This window comes from Marinobacterium profundum (assembly GCF_001528745.1).
Taxonomy (GTDB): domain Bacteria; phylum Pseudomonadota; class Gammaproteobacteria; order Pseudomonadales; family Balneatricaceae; genus Marinobacterium_A; species Marinobacterium_A profundum.
Map to the genome: position 1 here is coordinate 103,508 of NZ_BCNS01000080.1, position 20,259 is coordinate 123,766.

Sequence of the window (20,259 nt, forward strand, 5' to 3'; positions counted from 1 at the left end):
CCGAGTGCAATCCGCTACGCCCTACCTTGATCGGAGGGCAGCGGGTATAATCGGCCGATTCTTTCAGATGCCAGCGAGCCTGACCCGGTTGCGAACCGGATACAGCGACTCCCAAGAATTCCAGAGACGCCAATCGTAATGGACAAGACTTACCAGCCCCACGACATCGAAAAATCCTGGTACAAAACCTGGGAAGAACGCAATTACTTCGCGCCCTCGGGTGAAGGCGATGCCTACAGCATCATGATTCCGCCGCCCAACGTCACCGGCAGCCTGCACATGGGCCACGCCTTCCAGCACACCATCATGGATGCGCTGACACGTTACCGTCGCATGCAGGGTCGCAACACCCTGTGGCAGGTGGGCACCGACCACGCCGGCATCGCCACCCAGATGGTGGTAGAACGCAAGCTGGCGGCCACGACCGGCGAAACCCGTTACGACCTGGGTCGCGATGCCTTTATCGATAAAGTGTGGGAATGGAAAGAAGAGTCCGGCGGCACCATCACCGAACAGATGCGCCGCCTGGGCAACTCGGTCGACTGGCCGAACGAACGTTTCACCATGGATGACGGCTTCTACAAGGCCGTGCAGGAAGTCTTTATCCGCCTGTACGACGACAAGCTGATCTACCGTGGCAAGCGCCTGGTCAACTGGGACCCGAAACTGCACACCGCCATCTCCGACCTTGAAGTGGAGAACCGCGAGGTCAAGGGCAAGATGTGGTACCTGCGCTACCCGCTGGCCGATGGCGCCACTACCCTGGATGGCAAGGATTACATCGTTGTGGGCACCACCCGCCCCGAAACCATGCTCGGCGACAGCGGCGTGGCGGTGAACCCGGCGGACAAGCGTTACCAGGCACTGATCGGCAAGTTCGTTGAGCTGCCCCTGGTCGGCCGCCGTATCCCCATCGTGGCCGACGACTACGCCAATATGGAAAAGGGTACCGGTTGCGTCAAGATCACTCCGGCCCACGACTTCAACGACAACGAAGTTGGCAAGCGTCAGAAGCTGCCGCTGATCAACATCCTCACCCTCAACGCCGATGTCCGCGACCAGGCCCAAGTGTTCAACTCGGACGGCAGCGTCAACACCGACGTCGACACTGCCCTGCCGGCCAAGTACCAGGGCATGGAACGCTTTGCGGCACGCAAGCAGATAGTCGCTGATTTTGAAGAACTGGGCCTGCTGGAGAAAATCGAAGAAAACGCCATGACCGTGCCCTACGGCGATCGCGGCGGCGTTGTTATCGAGCCCATGCTCACCGACCAGTGGTTCTGCGATGCCAAAACCCTGGCCAAACCCGCCATCGAAGCGGTGGAAAACGGCGATATCAAGTTCGTGCCCAAGCAGTACGAAAACATGTACTTCTCCTGGATGCGCGACATTCAGGACTGGTGCATTTCCCGCCAGCTGTGGTGGGGCCACCGCATTCCCGCCTGGTACGACAACGCCGGCAACGTCTACGTCTCCAACTCGGCGGCCGGTGCACGGGAAAAGTACAATCTGGCAGCGGACCTTGAACTGCACCAGGACAACGACGTACTGGACACCTGGTTCAGCTCCGCGCTCTGGACTTTCGGCACTCTGGGCTGGCCCGAGAACACCGAACGCCTGAAAACCTTCCACCCCACCGACACCCTGGTGACGGGTTTTGACATCATCTTCTTCTGGGTCGCGCGCATGATCATGATGACCATGCACCTGATCAAGGATGAAGACGGCAAGCCCCAGGTGCCGTTCAAGACCGTCTACGTCACCGGCCTGATCCGCGACGAGAGCGGCGACAAGATGTCCAAGTCCAAGGGCAACGTGCTCGACCCGCTGGACATGATCGACGGCATAGGCCTGCCCGAGCTGCTGGAAAAACGCTGCGGCAACATGATGCAGCCCCAGCAGGCCGAGAAAATCGGCAAGCGCACCGAGAAGCAGTTCCCCGAAGGCATCTCCGCCCACGGCACCGACGCCCTGCGTTTCACCCTGGCGGCACTGGCCTCCACCGGGCGTGATATCAACTGGGACATGAAGCGCCTCGAAGGTTACCGCAACTTCTGCAACAAGATCTGGAACGCTGCGCGCTACGTGCTGATGAACACCGAAGACCAGGACTGCGGCCAGAGCGGTAACGCTGTCGACCTGTCGCTGGCGGATCGCTGGATCATCAGCTCGCTGCAACGCACCGAAGCCACAGTGACTAAGCAGCTGGACGACTACCGTTTCGACCTGGCCGCCCAGACCATCTACGACTTCATCTGGAACCAGTACTGCGACTGGTATCTGGAGCTGTCCAAACCGGTTCTGTGGGATGAAAATGCATCGCCAGAAGCCCTGCGCGGCACCCGCCGCACCCTGGTGCGCGTACTCGAAGCCGTGCTGCGACTGGCCCACCCGCTGATGCCCTACATCACCGAGGAAATCTGGCAGTCCATCAAGACCCTGGCCGGCACCCAAGGCGACACCATCATGCTGCAGCCCTACCCCGCGGCTGAAGACAGCAAGATCGATACCCAGGCCGAAGCCGATATCGAATGGCTGCAGGGCGTGATCACCGGCATCCGCAACATTCGCGGCGAAATGAAGATTCCGCCGTCCAGGGATCTGGATGTGCTCTTCACCAACGGCAGCGAAGAAGACCAGCGCCGCCTGGCTGACAACGCCTCCTTCCTGAAGAAACTGGCCAAACTCAGCTCCATCACCTGGCTCAACCCCGACGACGACGTGCCCATGGCCGCCACACAGCTGGTCGGCGATATGGAGGTGCTGGTGCCCATGGCCGGCCTGATCGACAAGGATGCGGAACTTGCCCGTCTGCAGAAGGAACTCGACCGTCTGCAGGGCGAGATCAAGCGGGTTGTCGGCAAGCTGTCCAACGCCAAGTTCGTCGCCAACGCACCGGACGAGGTCGTCGCCAAGGAACGGGAAAAGATCGCCGAGTCCCAGTCCGCCTTCGACAAGCTGAGCGAGCAGTACGCCAAGATCGAAGCGCTGTGAGCCAGCGGTAGGCGATAAGCTGTAAGCCGTAAGCAACAAAAAGCCCGCGCTCCGGATGGAGCGCGGGCTTTTTTGTGCCGCCCTTTTACCGAACATGTCGAGCATCGAGTAGGTGGGCAATCACTCTACTGGCAACTGGAGCAATGAATTATACTGGCGGCTCAGCAGCCCGCATCGCCCTCTATCCCCGGAACCCTTATGCGCTCACTCCCTCCCCTGACAGCACTGCGTGTTTTTGAAACAACGGGGAAGTATCTGAGCTTTACCCATGCGGCCAGGCAGCTGCATGTGACCCAGAGCGCCGTCAGTCGGCAGGTCAAGCAGCTGGAGGACTACCTGGGCGTACCCCTCTTTGTGCGCCTGCACCACAAGCTGGAGCTGACCGACGCCGGGCAACAGCTGCTTGCCAAGCTGGAACAGGCCTTTAACCTGATGGAAGTGGCGGTACAGGAATTACGCGACCCGAACCAGCGCCAGAAACTGAACCTGCTTGTTCCCCCGACCTTCGCCACGCGCTGGCTCGCGCCTCGCCTGGCCAGTTTTCACAGCAGCTTTCCAGAGCTGGAGCTGTCGATTCACAACAGCGCAAGCGAACACAGCCTCTTCGACTGCAGCATCCGCTTTGGCCACACGGCCAAACCCAGTCACTACAGTGAACTGCTTATGCTGGAGCAGCATCTCGCGGTCTGCGCCCCCGATATGATGGATAAGGCGCAACAGCTGGCCAAGTCCAACGCCAGCCTGCTGCATATCCTGGATCAGGGGGAGCGGCTTCCCGTATGGGAAAACTGGCTGCAGGCCGCCGGGATGAGCGATCAGGTCGATGTCAGCCGTGGCATGGAGTTCAGCACCCTCGATCAGGTTATCAACGCCGCCATTAACGGAGCCGGCTTTGCCATCATCGACCGGCATATGATTACCCGCGAATTGAAATCCGGCACTCTGGTCGCCTTTAGTGACATAGAGGTCAGCGGCCCCTGCGGTTACTGGCTGGACATCAACGCAGAAAGACAGGGGCTGGCCAAGGTGATTCGCTTTAGCGAATGGCTGCGCGAAGTCACCGCAGAGTCGCCAACCCAGGCTCATTGAGCCCGACCGTCGTCCGCAAGACTAAAGCTGCCACCCTTTCACCGCTCAAAAAAAAGCCCCGCAACAGCGGGGCCAAAATAGACAGCGGGTGCAACACTTAACACTTGAGCAGGATGCTTGAGCAAGGCTTTGCAATCAGCCGGTAAAGGGTGCCATGGCCTGACGCGCAGTACGGGCGATACGCTTGCCGGACGTGTAATCATTGATCAGATCACAGGGGGTGTAGTTGCGCTCCAGCTCGTAGAGTTCTTCGGCGCTGAGCTGCATTTCCAGCGCCGCCAGTGCGCTGTCAAACTGCGCTGTGGTATCGGCACCCACCAGCATTGACGAAACCTCGCGCTTGTTCAGTACCCAGGCCTGGGCGACCTGCGCCGGCAGGCAACCACGGGCATCGGCCACCTTGGCCACCGAATGGGCGATATCCCTTGAGGCCTGATCGTTATACATCTCGGCCGTAAAGAAATCCGTCTTGTTACGGGTCGATTGCAGATCACTGGTCAGAATACCGCGGGCCAGCGGGCTGAACACAGAAACGCCTATGCCCTGATCCATGCAGAACGGAATCATTTCCCGCTCTTCTTCACGGTAGGCACAGTTAAGCTGCAGCTGCATATTGATCGGGCGTGCCCAGCCGTTCTTGTCACAGACCTGCAGGATTTTTGCCAGCTGCCAGGTATACATGGTGGACACGCCTATATAACGCGCCTTGCCTGCCAGCACTATATCGTTCAGCGCCCCCATGGTTTCTTCCAGCGGAGTCTCGGTATCGAAATAGTGCAGCATATAGATATCGACATAATCCATGCCCATACGCTGGAGCGAGTTGTCGATGGCGTTGAAGATGTTCTTGCGCGAGTGACCCTGAGCATTCACATCATCGCTCATGGCATAGCCCACCTTGGTGGTGATAACCATGTCGTCGCGACGACCGATACGGCGCAACACATTGCACACCACTTCTTCACCGGCCCCGATGGAGTAAAAATCCGCCAGGTCAATAAAGTTGACGCCGTTATCCAGCGCGTGGCGAATAATGGGTTCGCTCTCCTTCTCGTCGAAGATCCAGGGCTTCCATTCTTTGGACCCCATATTCATGGTACCCAGACAAAGGCGGGAGACCTTCAGGCCAGACTGGCCAAGACGTACATATTGCATGTGAACCCCTCAAATATTAAATCAGAGCCGGCAGCCACCGGCTCATCCTTGCAACGAAATTGCGTTACGATCCGGCGCCTCGGGCAACGAACCGCAGTGAATAAGAGTGCTCAGACAGCGGCAGGCTTGGCCAGCGGCCGTGCCAGCGCGGTGGTGTGCTCCACGCCCAGGGCGTCAGACTTGAGCTCCACGGTCCGGCCGTTAATCTCAACCCGGGCCGCCAGTTTTAACAGTGCAAAGGCCGCTCCGATGACAATCAGCATGCCGGGCACCCCTGAGAGGTTAAACAGCATCTTGATGGCATCGACGCCGATATAACTGGCACTGATCCAGGCCACGAAACCGATAGCGCTGCCCCAGCACACCTTGATCCACAAAGGCGAAGTCAGATTCTGCGCATCGACACCCTTGATACAGAGACCGCCGATGGCATCGGTATTGGAGTCCGCCGCGGTAATGAAGGTAATCAGGCAGGCAAAGATAAACAGGCCGCTGAGTAACGTGCTGCCGGGCAGCTGATCAAACAGCACATAGATCACCGCCGCAAAGCCGCTTTCCTGATACGCGGCGTACATGATCCCGCCCTGGGTCGTATCAAAGAACAGGGACGAGCCACTGAAGATGCTGAACCAGAGGAAGCCGAACGCCGAGGGCAACAGCAGGTTAACGATAATGAACTGTCGCACCGTATAGCCACGGGCTATCTTGCCCAGGAACAAGCAACTCAGCGGCGCCCAGGCAAACCAGCTGGCAAAGAATGCAACCGTCCACCAGCCTGGCCATTGATCGTTACCAGACGCACCCGTGACCAGATTGCGGGCAAAGAAATCAGACAGGTATACCCCAAGCGACTCAACGCCCAGTGACAGAATAAACGCGGTAGGACCGACGATAAAAATAAACAGGGCGCCGGTGAAATACAGCCAGGTATTAATACGCGCCAGCGTCTGAATGCCGCGGTGCAGGCCTGAAGCGGCGGAGATAATGGCAGAACCGATAATGCTGATCGCGATGATGCCATACACCAGCGAACTCTTTTCGATCCCCAGCACCGACTCCAGACCATCGCCAATAACCAGCAGACCCGACGTCAGGGTTGCCGCCATTCCCAGCACCACCGAGAACAGCGCCAGGCCATCGATCACCTGACCGCCGACACCATCCACCCAGCGTCCCAATAACGGGCGCAGCATGGAACCGATAGAGAAACTCAGCTTCAGGTTATGGAACGCCAGCGCAAAGGCCAGCCCTGCGACTGTATAAATGCTGTAGGGCGTGATGGTCCAGTGCACGAAGGTGGTGGACATGGCAAAGCGCATCGCTTCCGGGCTTTGCGCACTAATGCCCAGGGACTGAGGCGGCTCGTAGTAATGCAGAATGGGTTCAGCCACCGACCAGAACAGAATTCCCATGGCGATAACGGTGGTCAGGGATACGGCAAACCAGCGGAACGGGCTCAGCATAGGGCTGGCGCTTTCGCCGCCGATACGCACCCGGCCAATTGGTGCAAAAAAAGCATAGGCGGCCACAAAAACCATCGACAGGGCGCTGAGGTTAAAGAGCCAGGACAGATTGGTAATAATCAAATCATTGAGGGCCGAAGTGGCGGCAATGAAATTCTTCTCATCCATAATCGTATAGATGATCGTCAGGGCCAGACATATGAATGCGGGCCAGAACGTTATTGGTCGGATATTTTTCATATCTCCCCCGAGTTATTGTTGTAGGTCAGAGAGGCTGACGTCCGGTACTTTTTTGAATCGTGGCCATATTGGCGCAACCGCTGCCGAAACAAAAATGACATAAACGCCTGTCACCATGACAAAATGTAATCATCAAAAGCACGCTGGCATTGCAGTACATTTGGCCCGGCTGCTATCACCGTGCCGGATAAAGCGCGCATGACTCAGCCGCACTCAGTTGAATCCCTACAGCCGGTTTACCGGACTATAATGCCGGGCCCTGATGGGGCGCCGAAGCGCCCTTTCAACTCCGGCTTCAGGCGTCGCCGAAATAAACCCAGACGCACTTGGTCTTGGTGTAGGACGACAGCGAGTGGATCGCCATTTCCTTGCCCCAGCCGCTCTGCTTGAAGCCACCGAAGGGGCTGCTAAGCCCGTAGCAGCCATAACGGTTAATAAACAGCATGCCGGCGTCAATCTGTTCCGCCACACGATGGGCACGGCCAACATTGGCGGTATAGATGCCTGCGGCCAGACCAAAGGCCGTACCGTTGGCCATGGCGACCGCTTCTTCAGTGGTATGGAATCTTGTACAGCACAGCACCGGCCCAAAGATCTCTTCCTGGGCGATACGCGCGTTTTGATCCACATTGGAAAAGATCGTCGGGCGAATAAAGTAGCCGTTGGCGTTTTCACCTTCGGTATCCGCATAACCGCCGGCCACCAGCTCGGCTTCCGTTTTGCCGATCTCGATGTAATCCATGATCTTGTTGAACTGGGCTTCATTGCACTGCGGACCCTGCGTAACGCCGGCATCGAACGGGTTACCACATTTCACCGCATTGGCTTTTTCAATCAGTGCCGCGAGCACCTGGTCGTAGAGGCTGTCGTGGATCAGGAAACGGGTCGGCTCGGAACACTTCTCGCCCTTGTGGGAGAACATCACGGTGAAGGCGCGGTCGATGGCACCTTCAAGATCAGGCGTATCTTCAAAGAAGATGCAGGGGGACTTGCCACCCAGTTCCAGCGTTGTCGCCTTCAGGTTTGATCCGCCGGAGTTCTGTACAATCTTGCGCCCCACACCGGTGCTGCCGGTAAAGGAGATCTTGTGCACGTTATCGCTCAGGGTCAGCTGATTCGCCATCTTGCCGTCTGTCAGCAGCATGTTGATCACGCCTTTGGGGAAGCTAAGGTGACGATCAATCAGCTCCATCAGATAAATCACCGTCAGCGGCGTATATTCGGAAGGCTTGATAATAACGGTATTGCCCATGGCCAGCGCCGGCGCTATTTTCAGGCTCGCCTGGTACAGCGGGAAGTTCCACGGCGCGATCAGGCCGCATACGCCCACGGGTTCTTTCAGGGTGTAGTTCAGGAAACCATCATCCACCGGTGAGGTTTCGCCGTAATACTTGTCGGTCCAGCCGGCGTAGTAATCGAAGATATCCGCACAGGTCGGAATGTCATCCGCCATGGATTCTGTAAACAGCTTGCCGTTGGCCAGGGTTTCCAGCACCGCCAGCTTTTCGGTATTTTCACGAATCAGGCTGGCAATCTGACGCAGCATGTTGGCGCGCTGCGTGCGGCTGACCTTAGACCAGACACCGTCCAGGTGACGCTCATGGGCCACTTGCGCGGTGTACTCAATCTGCTCGGCATCGGCCATGGCAAAGGCGCACAGCGTCTGGCGATTCGCAGGATTGCTGACGACCCAGCTGTCCTGGCTCGCACCGGCCACCCATTGTCCGTCGATATACTGATGTTTAGCCTGTTGCAGCCAGTCATTGGCCCAGGACAGGGGAATGCTTTTTGTAGTGTCCATCTGATGCTCCGCTTAGCACTATCGATCGTTTAGAGGCTCGGTCGAGCAGCTCCCGCCAGAGTGGCCGGGAGAGTCGCAAATCAGAGGCATCAGGACCCGCCCTGCGGTGTCTGTCGATACCCCTTATCGTTGCAAAGGAGCATAAAAGTGAGGGGGATTAAGCACAATTGACATTAGGGTATGCCAGGCTGCAAAAAACTCATCCTTGCAGCCGACCCCAGGCCCAGGCCCACGACTGCCCTATTCATCAAGGTGCTGGCGAATCAGCTCCAGGTCGCCGCCGGCTTCCTTATAAATGCGGGAGGCATATGAATAGCCACGGGCCTTCTTGAGGCGCATAACGGTGGGAATCAGGCTATTAACATTCGCAGCGTTGCGCTCAATATTGGGTTCGATCCCGTGCAGACAATGCTGCGTAAAGGCGCTAATACCGCTTTCAAGGCAGGACATGCTATCGAGCAGGTTGTTGATCACGATGGACTGCCAGGGCGTGTAATCCAGCTCCCCGTGGTCGTGGGTCATCTGCACCGAATAGCAGCGACCACAGGCCTGCATGCAGCACTGCACCAGGTACTCGGCGATGGTCGGATTAACCTTGCCCGGCATGGCCGAGGAGCCCGGCTGCACCGCGGGCAACGAGATTTCACCGAAACCGGTCTGAGGCCCGGAGGCCATCAGCCTGAAATCCTTGGCGATCTTTAACAAAGCCCGGGATAGCTGATCCAGCCCGGCTGAAACGCGTATCAGCTTGTCGTGATTCTGCGAACTGTCGAACAGGTTGTCATTGTGCACAAAGCGCTCGCTTGCCATCAGCCGATTCAGCTGTGCGATGCAGCGCTCGAAAAATGCCTCCGAACTATCGCCCCGCCGGCCAATAATATTACCCCCCAGATTGACCGCATAAAGCGCATCCACATCCGCTTTCAGGCGCCTGCAATTGCGCTTCACCAGGGAGGAATAACCACCGAACATATCTGCAAAACTGATTTCAACGGCATCCTGCAAACAGGTACGGGATATTTTCAGCACCTGCTGCCACCGCAGCGCCTGTGCATCCAAAGTCTCGGCCAGGTGACCCAGCGCCGCTTCCAGCGCTTGCCATTGACTCATCACCGCCAGATGACAGGCCGTGCTCAGCGCATCACTGGTGGAGTTGTTCAGGTTCACATGATCATTGGGGTGAATGGGAGCGTAGGTCCCAAGCGGCTGGCCGAATGCATTGAGGTTGGCCAGGTTGGCGATGACCTCGTTGACATTCATGTTGCTGGATATGCCCCCGCCACCGTGAAAGGCATGCACCGGGAAGTACTCAGGCGGACTCTGTTCAAGCAGCAGGTCTATGGCGTCGACGATCGCCTGACCCAGTTCAGGCTCCAGTTCACCGGTGAGCATATTGGTTCGCGCGGCCACCTTTTTAACCTGTAGCAACCCCCGCAGCAATTCAGGATAAGCAGAGAGTGGTTTCTCTCCATTTAGCGGGTACAGGTTGATGGCCCGCTGGGTTTGCACGCCAAAAAGTGCGCTGGCAGGCACCTCAAGTTCGCCGATAAGGTCATGCTCGATACGAAGGCTGTGACTCGTCATAGTGTTTTACTGTCCTGAATAAAACGAAAGAACCTCGCCTTATCAGAAACAAATACGACTATCGCGGCAAACTACAATTTTGCAGCCAGCCATGCAAAAAAGTCACAGGCGATACACCCCTGCAAATGCGCCAGGATCGGAGCTATCTGAATGATGATTTGTGATTCGTGATTCGTGATTCGTGATTCGTGATCAGCAGGCGGTAAAAAGCCCGCTCTCCACAAGGAAAGCGGGCTTTTTGGTATCCATGCATGACAAGGTCATAGGCGGCCTAAAGCCTGAACTTTAGCCGGCGCCGGCGCTATCCTGACCTGCCACCCAAGCCCACGACTGGACAACTACACGAGCACAATCTGGGAGCGCATGCTGTAAAGCGCGAAGAGTACTTCCTCCTGTTCACGCTGCCCAATAGCATTTTTTTCGAGCGCCGCCAGTGCATCATCCAGCACCGCCATGAACTCCAGCGCGGAGATATTCATCCCCTTGTGTGCCGCCAGCATGTCTTTACCCTTATAGACATCGGGACCACCGGTACCTGCAATCAGGAAAGTCGCCGCCGCATTTTTTAGTGCGGGAATATCAGAATCAGCAAACCTTGTAGAAATAGCTTTATTTTTCAAATGATTATCGACGAGATCATGGGCTATTCGGGTAGCCCCTTCAATGCCGCCTAACCTGTCAAAAAGTAGATCGCTCATAATAGTGCCCCACTAGGCTCGGATGCTGCGCTTAGGTGCTATATTTTTGAAGCCCCTACAAACTAGCAGTGGTTAAACACCTTGAGAACTACAGAATCTGTAGTGGCTATATAACCCTGTACGAGCTGCAAAACTGGAGATTCAGCATGAAATCATACGGCCAGTTTTGCCCTTTGGCGCAGGCCACTCAGTTGCTGTGCGAACGCTGGACCTTGCTAATCGCCCGTGAATTACTCGCTGGCAGCTCCCGTTTCGGTGAGCTGCAAAAAGGCGTTCCGCTTATGTCGCCGACATTACTCTCAGCACGTCTCAAGACCATGCTCAAATCCGGAATCATAAAAATAGAGGGCGAAAAAGGCCATTACGACTACAGCCTGACCCCGGCCGGGCAGGAGCTGCGGCCTATTGTCGAGCTCCTCGGTGCCTGGGGACATCGCTGGAAGCGCTCCAGCCTGGATAGCGCCGACCTGGATGCAGGCCTGCTCATGTGGGATATGCGCCGTAGCGTCGATCCTGCGGTTTTCCCCACGCATCGAATAGTGATCGAATTTCAATACGACGATGCCCCCAAAGGGGCAAGAAATTGGTGGCTGGTGTGCGAAAACAATGAAATTGACCTCTGCCTGACTGACAATGGCTATGAAATCGACAACGTCATTAAATGTTCGCTCAAAACGATGACCGCCGTGTGGATATGTGAATACGGCTTTAACGACGCGGTTAAAAGAGGCGATATCAAGGTTATGGGGAATCCGGAGATTTCCAAAAAACTTCAAGACTGGCTTAGGTGCAGTCCCCTTGCGAAACTCGGATCGCTGGAAAAGCTGCCGGAACTGACCTGGAGGTCATCGACATGATCAGCCGCATATAAAAATATATGCTGCAATGATGCTCACCTAAAAAATCAGTTCATAATATTGCAACAAATAAAAATAATCGATGGAATATCACTCCGATACTTATCAAAGAAAAGCCTTGGATATAAATAATTTGTACTACAAAACGCACTCAAACGTGGCTGTCAGCCATATAGTGTCACTACAGCTTATCTGCCCTGCTTGAGCATCAAACTGCCACCCCATGCCTGTTCCAGCTCAGCAAGGTAACCTTTAAGCTGTTCAATAAATTGGGAAGCAAGGACGCTAGTTTCATTTTCCTTTAGATAGAGCAGACCAAAGGGCATAAAGCGTGCTGGTTCAAGCGGACGCAACGTCAAGCCCCTCAGATCCATTCCCTGAACCGCAAGCCGATCGATGATAGTAATGCCGCCGTGACTGCGTACAATCTGGCACGCCACCATGGAGGAAGCCGTTTCGATCTGGTACTGCGCTTCAAGGCCTGCGGCATTGAAGATGTCATCAACCTGCTGACGCAGCAACAAGCCCGGTAGCAGGCCCACCAATCGCTCACCCACCAGATCCGCGGCGCAAAGCTGCTCCTGTGCTGCCAAAGAATGAGTTTCAGGCAACAGTACTTCCGCCCGGATGTGATACAGGGTTTCGGTCACGATGGCGCTGTGCGTAACCGGCAAGGTAGCTATCGCAATATCGTAGCGCTTGCTGGCCAGCCACTTTTCCATATCTCGCCGGCTATGCGTATCCACGGAACAACGCACGGTCGGATGCCGCTGGCAAAAACGTGCGATCACCGGCGCGACCAGGCCTGCCGCCAGGCGGGGCATCGCTACGATACGCAGCTGACGCTGCTCTTGGTGCTTTATTTCTGCCACGATCTGCGGAATTTCGTCGAACCCTTCCAGAATCCGCCGCGCCTCGCGGTAGAACAACTCCCCCTGCTCCGTCAACACGAGCCTGCGCCGGTTGCGGCTGAACAAGATCAGTTTGAGCTCGCCCTCCAGCACCGAGATTAACCGGCTCACAGCAGGCTGGCTGAGACAAAGTTCACGGGCGGCAGCCGCCAGAGAGCCCGTCGTAACAACCAAACTAAATGCTCTCAACCCTTTGATATTCAATTGTCACCTTTTAAAAGATCAGAAAAGCGGAAGTATAAACAACTTATTTGCAATATTTAAATAACTTACCTTTTGCTAAGTTAAAAGCCTGTCCCGGCCCGGATCACTGCAACCACACAAAAAATAAAACTCGGAGCTAACAATGCAACTAACCTCCTTCTTCAAAAGCGCGGCTACACTGATAACCGCAACCTGCCTCAGCCTGAGTGCCGCAACAGCGGCCCAGGCAGATACCTTCCCCAGCCGCCCGATCAATCTTGTGGTTCCTTTCAATGCCGGTGGCGGTGTTGATGCCTATGCCCGTGCCCTGGCAGCCGGTGCCCGCGATCTTATTGACGTGCCAGTGGTTGTCGTCAACAAGCCAGGTGCCGGCGGCCTGACCGGCGCCCAGAGTGTCGCCACCGCACGCCCAGACGGCTATACCCTGCTGCTGACATCAGGCGGCTCTTTTCTGCTCAATACCATGCTTAACGCGTCCCCGGTGGATATGTTCGAGAACTTTCAGTTTGTCAGCCAGATAGGTCAGCTTTCCACCGCGCTGATGGTCCCTGCCAACAGCCCCTACAAAAGTGCCAATGAGCTCATCGCAGCACTGCAAGAAAATCCAGGCAAGCTGCGCTGGGCCCACTCAGGCCGTGGCGGCTTTCACTACATCGCAGGTCGTGCCTTTCTGGAAAGCAACAACCTGACCGCACAGGATGTTCCCTTCAAGGGCGGCAGCCCGGCCCGCGCCGCTCTGGCAGGCGCCCAGACCGACTTCGGGTTTATGGGTATCCAGCAGGCGCGGGGATTTGGTGAACTGATTCATCCGCTGGCACTGGTAGCCGATGAACGTGATGGCATCATGCAGGACATCCCCACTTTCAAGGAACTGAATATCCCCTTCGTCAATATCGGCTCACCGGTCGTCGTCATGGCCCCCACCAAAACAGCAGCCGACGTGGTTGCACAACTCAACCAGTATCTGGAACAGATCACGGCCACCACGACCTTTGCTGAACTGATTGAGAAACAGGGCACCGCGGCACTCTACGCGCAGCCAGCCGTAATTGAGCAAAAAATGCTGGATATGCGCACCGCCAGCACACCCGTCATCACCCAGCTGACAGGCCAGGTACAGTGAGCAGGGGCAGTTATTGCTGGACAGGTATCCTCGCCGGCGTAATTGGCCTGATTGCACTCTGGGCAAGCACCGGCATCCCGGATCCGGTAGCCGGTGAAATTGGTGCCAAGCTGTTTCCTCAGGCGGTAAGCGCAGCCCTGATACTGATCAGTACACTGCTGCTGTGGAACGCCCGCAGGCTGCCAGCCAGCGATGCGCCCAGAGACTGGATGCCGCAGTCATCAACACTCCATGTACTGCTGCTGGCCACCCTCGGGTTGACGTACGTCGGGCTCATTGAAGCCCTGGGCTATGCGCTGGCCACACTAATCGCCAGTACTGCCGTCTTCCTGCTGTTTGGTCATCGCCGGCCACAGCGGCTCCTGCTGATGGCAGTGCTGGCGACTGCCGCGTATTACCTGTGTTTTTTCGTCGGTCTGGGCGTATATGACCCGCCGGGCTCGGTGCTGGATATTCGTGCCCTGCTCAGCAACTAATCACAACAGAGACGCTATCTGATGGACATACTAGTTGGATTCGCGACGGTGCTTTCCGACCCCTGGATTCTGGTCGCAATTGCACTGGCTTCAATCGTTGGCGTCGTCATCGGCGCCACTCCCGGCCTTACGGCCGCTGCCGCCATCGCCATGCTGCTGCCAGTGACCTACCATGTGCCGCCGCTCTATGCCCTGGCTTTTCTCTACGTCATTGGCAAGTCAGGCCGCTTCGGCGGCTCTATCGCCGCCATTCTGTTCAATACTCCCGGCACATCCGCATCCGCCGCCACCCAGCTGGACGGCTATCCGCTCGCAGTCCAGGGCAAGGCCGGAAAAGCATTGAAAGTCGCCACAGTCTCATCGGTAATCGGCGATACCATTGGCGATCTGATACTGATTTTTGGCGTGGCCTATGTTGCCCAGCTGGCGCTCAAACTTGGCCCCCCCGAATACTTCGCCATATACGCCATGGCCTTTGTGGTGATCGGCAGTGTGATCGGAAAATCCATGCTCAAGGGCTTGGCCAGCTGCCTGCTGGGAATTCTGGTAGCCCTGATCGGCCTTGATAGTGTGTCCGGGTACGCACGCTTTACTTTTGACAGCTTTCAGCTGATGAACGGTATCGGCCTGGTGCCCGTCATGATCGGGATCTTTGTGCTCGGCGAGGTCTTTGCCCAGATGGACAGCATGAAAAGCGGACAGGATACCGTGCTGCACAGTACTGCGCCCCAGTCGGCTGAAGATAGCCAGCTGAGCTGGATGGAATACCGCCCCTGTTTACCTGTCGCTATTCGCAGCGCCTTTACCGGTGGCCTGATCGGCATGTTGCCAGGGCTCGGTTCAGCCGTCGCAGCCTTTGTTGCCTATGCCACGGAATTCCGTCGCGCGCGCAACCCGGAGCAATGGGGCAAGGGCGCACTGGAAGGCATAGCCGCCCCGGAATCCGCCAACAATGCCGTATCGGGCCCGAGCATGGTACCGTTGCTGACCCTCGGCGTTCCCGGTAGCACCATTGGTGCCATTCTGATGGGTGTTTTCCTCATCCACGGTATCGAGATCGGCCCCACCCTGTTTCTGACCTCCCGGGAACTGATTTTCAGCCTCTTTGCGACTGGGCTGCTGGGCATCTTCTGCTACGGCCTGATCGGCTACTTCGGCAGCGGCTTTGTTGGCCGCCTGATCATGCGGGTGCCGCCCAATATCATCTACCCGATGATATTCCTGACCGCCTTTGTTGCTGCCTATGCCAATCGTTCCAGCCTGTTTGATGTACTGGTGATGTGTGTCTTCGGGCTCGTCGGCTATGTGATGCGCAAGCTGGAACTGAGTACTGCGGCCTTCGTTATCGCTTTTGTGCTGGCCCGTGGCGCAGAAGAGTCACTGCGCCAGGCATTGCTGCTATCGGACAGCGGCGCCCTGGTGTTTTTCGAGCGTCCCGTCGCCCTGTTGTTCTTTGCCCTTGGGCTGGGAAGTGTCGGTTACCGCATGTATGGCCTCTACCGCGACAAGCGCAAAGCCGCGGCGCTGCACAAGACTACAGGCAACGCCGGGGAGAGCTGCTGATGCACAGTTCAATACTTGACTGGCAACTGTATGAGGGGTTGTTTACCACCCAGGCCATGCGCCATCTGTACAGCGAGGACAGCACCTTCGCCCACTGGCTACAGGTAGAGCAGGCACTGGCCCTGTGCCAGGCCGATCTCGGCATGATCCCCGCAGCCGCCGCCCGCGAGATTGCGGCACTGCGCCCCGAGCAGCTGGACCGCGTCGCGATTCAGCACGCCACGGCACAGGTGGGGCGCCCTATTGTCAGCCTGGTCAGCGAGATCAGCCAGCAGGTGAGCCCCGCCGCCACCGACTGGGTGCATTTCGGTGCCACAACCCAGGACATCATGGATACGGCGGCCATACTGCAGCTGCGCCAGGCACTGGATCTGCTGCAGGGACAACTGAACAGCACCGAGGCACAGCTACTGCGCCTCACTGAGCTGGGTCAGGATATGCCTATGGTCGGCCGTACCAACGGCCAGCATGCTCAGCCCATGACCTTTGGTCTCAAGGCTTCGGTCTGGTTGCAGGAATTCAGACGTCACCAGCAGCGCCTCGCGGAAGTCCGTCCAAGGGTTCTGAGCATTCAATTGGCCGGCGCCGTTGGCACTCTTTCGGCCATGGGCCAGCAGGGACCGCAACTGCGCAGCTCTCTGGCAGCACGCCTGGAGCTGGCAGACTGCACCGTACACTGGCAGAACGCCCGGGACAGCATGGCCGAAGTCATGCAGTTTATCGGTCTGGTCGCCACCAGTGTCAGCAAGGTAGGCAAGCAGCTCAACATGCTGGCCAGTACCGAAATCGCCGAAGTATACGAAGGCTATCAACAGGGGGCAGGCAAAAGCAGCGCCATGCCCCACAAGCGCAATCAACGTGGCTCCGAGTTTGCCGAAGCCCTCGGCCTGCTCGCCAGGCAGCGTGCCGGCGGCTGCTACGACCTGTGCATGCACGAACACGAACGCTCCGGCGGTGCCTGGATCATGGAGTGGGTCCTGATTCCCGAGACCCTGCTACTGGGCGCAGGCGCGTTGCAGGCCCTCAACACGACGCTGGAAAAACTGCAGCTGGATGACGAGCGCATGCGCCAAAACATGGCGCTAACCGGCGGCCTGATCTATTCAGAGCACCTGGTTAACGAGTTGGCGGCCACACTAGGTAAATGCGAGGCCAAACGCATCGTTGAACTCGCCTGTGCCAAAGCCCAGGATTCGGGCCAAAGTCTGTGGTCCGTGATAGAACGGCAGCCCGAATTTGTTGAGCTGCTAAACGTCAGGAAAATAGCGCCGTGAGTCATTGCTGCACAGCCACGGCGATACGCACTTATAGAAGCATGTCTGTATCAGGCCCTCGCGATAGCGCGCCTGCGGCGCAGTTTGTACAGCGAGTCTACGCTCAGCAGGATCAGCGCCAGCCAGATCAGGCCGAAGGTCACCAGCTTTTCCGGGCTCAGGGGTTCGTCGTAGACAAACACCGCCAGCAGGAACATGCCGCTGGGGCCTATGTACTGAAAGAACCCCAGTGCCGTCAGGCTGATACGGTTGGCCGCCGCGGCAAAGCACATCAGCGGTACCATGGTGATGGGCCCGGCGGCAAACAGCAGCAGGTTGGTCCAGGCCGGATTGGCCATCAGATCGCTGGTCGGGCTGGTTGTGAACAGCAGATATCCCACGGCCACTGGCAACAGCAGGCCGGTTTCCAGCGCCATACCGGTAAAGCTGTCGACTCCGAGCTTCTTGCGCACCAGACCATAGAACGCAAAGCTGAAGGCAACCACCAGCGCAATCCAGGGCAGACGGCCAAACTGCACCACTTCAAACACCACGGCCAGCAGGCACAGAATCGCCGCGATAGTGCGCACCCGGTCGAGCCGCTCGCGGAAGAACAGCATGCCCAGCAGAATATTGATCAGCGGGTTAACGTAATACCCCAGGCTCACATCCAGCATGTAGTTGTTGTTCACCGCCCAGATAAACACACCCCAATTGAGCCCAATCAGGGTGGTAGAGGCCATCAACGCCCAGCGCGCACGGCTGTTGCGCAGGGTTGCCATCAGCAGTTCGCGCTTGTTAAACAACGCAATCAGCCCCAGCGTGAGCAAAAAAGACCAAACAATGCGATGCGCCAGTATCTCGGGCGCGGCTATATGCTGCATCTGCTTGAAATAGACCGGCGCTATGCCCCAGATCGTATAGGCCGTGAGTGCGTAAATCACACCTTTGCGGGTACTCTCGTCCATAAGACTCTCGATTTGCACTACAGATTGTGTACGGAAAGATGCGCCAGTGTATCAGCTTATGGGGGCAACGCTAGGCTGTTTTGCCTACAGAAATAGCCGCCAAGGAATCGAGTTTCACTGGGCCAGCAGGACAGACAACAGATATATTCAGGCAGGTCGAAAGCGAATACAGCAGCAGGGAAGGAGCAGAAAAAAGGCCCCGGCATCATTGCAGCGCAATGAGTACCGGGGCCGTCTTTCGCGTCTATCACTTAAGGCTTAAAGTTTCAGGCTTCAGGCCGGTGTCAGCACCTGGGTAAAGAGGGACGCGTTCTCCAGATCCTTCAGGGTTACTGTCATGGCGCGGCTCTTGGGATCTATATCCACCTGGCCGAAAAACTGCAGCCCGGCAAAGGGCGACATATTGGGTTTTTCCGGTGCTTTCTGGTATTTCACCTGCAGGCCGAAGGTATCGTCCTGGGCATTGGGCCCGAAGGAACCGGCATTCAGGGGCCCGGACACAAACTCCCAGAAGGGCGAGAAGTCCTTCTCAGGCGCCTTGGCAGGATCATAGTAATGCGCGGCCGTGTAATGCACATCGGCGGTAAACCAGACCACGTTTTCGATACCGGCGGCCTTGATTTCCTTCAGCAGCCAGGCGATCTCCAGCTCGCGGCCACGGGCTTTACCGTTATCGCCGTTGGCCACGGCTTCCCAGTTGTCGCCATCCGCCACATGCAGGCCGATGGGCATGTCACAGAACACCGCTTTCCAGGTCGCCTTCGAGGCTTTGAGTTCATCCAGCAGCCACTGCAACTGATCCTGCCCCAGCAATACTGTATCGGCACCGGCGGCCACCTGCATGTTGGCGCTGTTAGGCCCGCGATAAGAGCGCAGATCCAGCATGAAACGATCCAGCAAGGGACCAAAGGGCAACGCCCGGTAGATACGATCACTGCCCTGGGGGCCTGTCTGGCGCAACGGTGCGTAATCGAAGAAGGCGCGGCTGGCCCGTGCCTGCAGCAGGCCCACACTCTTGACCTGATAGCGCTCATCGCCGGACAGGTCCTTGGAGGCCGAGTAGTTGTTCACAACCTCGTGATCATCCCACTGCCACAGCTGGGCCACCTGACTGTTGAAGTGGCGCACGTTCTCATCCAGCAGGTTGTAGCGATAGCGGCCACGGAACTCGTTCAGGGTTTCAGCCACCTTGCTGACTTCCGGTGTCACCAGATTTTTCCACAGCTTGCCATCTTCCACCTCGATGGACTCGGGGATGGGGCCGTCGGCATAGATGGTATCGCCGCTGTGAACGAAGAAGTCCGGCGCCTGATCCGCCATGGTGCGGTAGATTTTCATGCCACCAAATTCGGGGTTAATGCCAAACCCCTGCCCCGCCGTATCGCCGGACCAGAGAAAACGCACAGGTGCCGCCAGCAGTGGTGCTGTCATAAAACTGCCGTTAACCCAGTCAGACATTTTATCGTCTTCGGCATCGCGGTAGCCCACCCGTACAAAGATGCGCTCGCCGGCAGGCAGGCCAACGAGTTCGATCTGGCTGGTAAAGTCGCCTTGCGGCAGTGCCCAGGGGCCGCGCACAGCCACAGCATCGGAAAAGTCTTCACGGCGGGCCCACTCAACCCACATGCGTGCGGGCCGGTCGCTGCGCCCCCAGACGATGGCGCGGTCGCTCAGCACATCACCAATCTGAATACCCTGCTCCAGCAAAGGACGGGAATCCGCCGCGGACGCCTGGGCCGCGTTCATTAGCAAGCCACAACCGAACAGGGCCGAGCCCTGCAGAAAATTACGTCTTTTCATCTATCTGCCCTTGGGGTGCAAATCGATGAGAATAGGCCGCCTAGATGAACACCAGACAACAGGCAGATGAAGGTTTTTTG

General features: G+C 57.2%; 15 protein-coding genes. 7 read left to right on the forward strand and 8 right to left on the reverse strand.

Translation table 11 applies throughout. The features are described from left to right. Positions 1-138: 138 nt before the first annotated feature. Complete coding sequence (locus MPRO_RS04080; RefSeq protein WP_067287353.1) at positions 139-2,994, forward strand: valine--tRNA ligase; 2,856 nt, start codon at positions 139-141, stop codon at positions 2,992-2,994. A 198-nt stretch (positions 2,995-3,192) separates the two neighbouring features. Further along, a complete protein-coding gene (locus MPRO_RS04085; protein WP_067287356.1) occupies positions 3,193-4,083 on the forward strand; it encodes a LysR substrate-binding domain-containing protein in 891 nt (296 codons plus the stop codon). Between the two features lie 135 nt (positions 4,084-4,218). Here the strand turns inward: MPRO_RS04085 and MPRO_RS04090 are convergent, their stop codons facing one another. The 5 genes from MPRO_RS04090 to MPRO_RS04110 all read right to left on the reverse strand — a co-directional run bounded on the left by MPRO_RS04090 (position 4,219) and on the right by MPRO_RS04110 (position 11,024). Then, positions 4,219-5,238, reverse strand: coding sequence for an aldo/keto reductase (locus MPRO_RS04090; RefSeq protein WP_067287359.1), 1,020 nt, complete (start codon positions 5,236-5,238; stop codon positions 4,219-4,221). Positions 5,239-5,348: 110 nt separating this feature from the next. Further along, positions 5,349-6,941: a BCCT family transporter gene (locus tag MPRO_RS04095; protein ID WP_067287361.1), complete on the reverse strand. Its 1,593-nt coding sequence runs from the start codon at positions 6,939-6,941 to the stop codon at positions 5,349-5,351. Positions 6,942-7,236: 295 nt separating this feature from the next. Then, entirely contained in the window at positions 7,237-8,742 is a 1,506-nt protein-coding gene (locus MPRO_RS04100; RefSeq protein WP_067287364.1) for an aldehyde dehydrogenase family protein, read from the reverse strand. Between the two features lie 240 nt (positions 8,743-8,982). After that, positions 8,983-10,326, reverse strand: a complete 1,344-nt coding sequence (locus tag MPRO_RS04105) for a lyase family protein (RefSeq protein WP_067287366.1) — start codon at positions 10,324-10,326, stop codon at positions 8,983-8,985. Positions 10,327-10,664: 338 nt separating this feature from the next. Beyond that, positions 10,665-11,024, reverse strand: a complete 360-nt coding sequence (locus tag MPRO_RS04110) for a group I truncated hemoglobin (protein ID WP_067287369.1) — start codon at positions 11,022-11,024, stop codon at positions 10,665-10,667. A 146-nt stretch (positions 11,025-11,170) separates the two neighbouring features. On the opposite strand from MPRO_RS04110, the gene MPRO_RS04115 reads away from it, so the two are divergent. Beyond that, positions 11,171-11,881, forward strand: a complete 711-nt coding sequence (locus tag MPRO_RS04115; protein ID WP_067287372.1) for a winged helix-turn-helix transcriptional regulator — start codon at positions 11,171-11,173, stop codon at positions 11,879-11,881. Between the two features lie 188 nt (positions 11,882-12,069). Here the strand turns inward: MPRO_RS04115 and MPRO_RS04120 are convergent, their stop codons facing one another. Continuing rightward, positions 12,070-12,996, reverse strand: coding sequence for a LysR family transcriptional regulator (locus MPRO_RS04120; protein ID WP_067287375.1), 927 nt, complete (start codon positions 12,994-12,996; stop codon positions 12,070-12,072). Positions 12,997-13,138: 142 nt separating this feature from the next. Here MPRO_RS04120 and MPRO_RS04125 point away from each other — a divergent pair, with 142 nt between their 5' ends. Genes MPRO_RS04125 through MPRO_RS04140 form a run of 4 tightly spaced genes read left to right on the forward strand, consistent with a single transcriptional unit; the run spans position 13,139 to position 17,432 of the window. After that, on the forward strand, positions 13,139-14,119 hold the full coding sequence (locus tag MPRO_RS04125) for a Bug family tripartite tricarboxylate transporter substrate binding protein (RefSeq protein ID WP_067287377.1): 981 nt from the start codon (positions 13,139-13,141) through the stop codon (positions 14,117-14,119). Next, entirely contained in the window at positions 14,116-14,595 is a 480-nt protein-coding gene (locus MPRO_RS04130; RefSeq protein ID WP_067287380.1) for a tripartite tricarboxylate transporter TctB family protein, read from the forward strand. The genes MPRO_RS04125 and MPRO_RS04130 overlap by 4 nt, the downstream gene beginning before the upstream one ends. A 21-nt stretch (positions 14,596-14,616) precedes the next feature. Further along, positions 14,617-16,158 (forward strand): tripartite tricarboxylate transporter permease, encoded by a 1,542-nt coding sequence (locus MPRO_RS04135; protein ID WP_067287383.1) that lies wholly within the window; start codon positions 14,617-14,619, stop codon positions 16,156-16,158. After that, a complete protein-coding gene (locus MPRO_RS04140) occupies positions 16,158-17,432 on the forward strand; it encodes a class-II fumarase/aspartase family protein (RefSeq protein ID WP_067287386.1) in 1,275 nt (424 codons plus the stop codon). The genes MPRO_RS04135 and MPRO_RS04140 overlap by 1 nt, the downstream gene beginning before the upstream one ends. Before the next feature lie 50 nt (positions 17,433-17,482). Here MPRO_RS04140 and rarD read toward each other — a convergent pair whose 3' ends face one another. Further along, positions 17,483-18,379, reverse strand: a complete 897-nt coding sequence (gene rarD, locus MPRO_RS04145; RefSeq protein WP_067287388.1) for an EamA family transporter RarD — start codon at positions 18,377-18,379, stop codon at positions 17,483-17,485. Between the two features lie 273 nt (positions 18,380-18,652). After that, a complete protein-coding gene (locus tag MPRO_RS04150) occupies positions 18,653-20,179 on the reverse strand; it encodes an alkaline phosphatase D family protein (protein ID WP_067287391.1) in 1,527 nt (508 codons plus the stop codon). Positions 20,180-20,259: the final 80 nt, after the last annotated feature.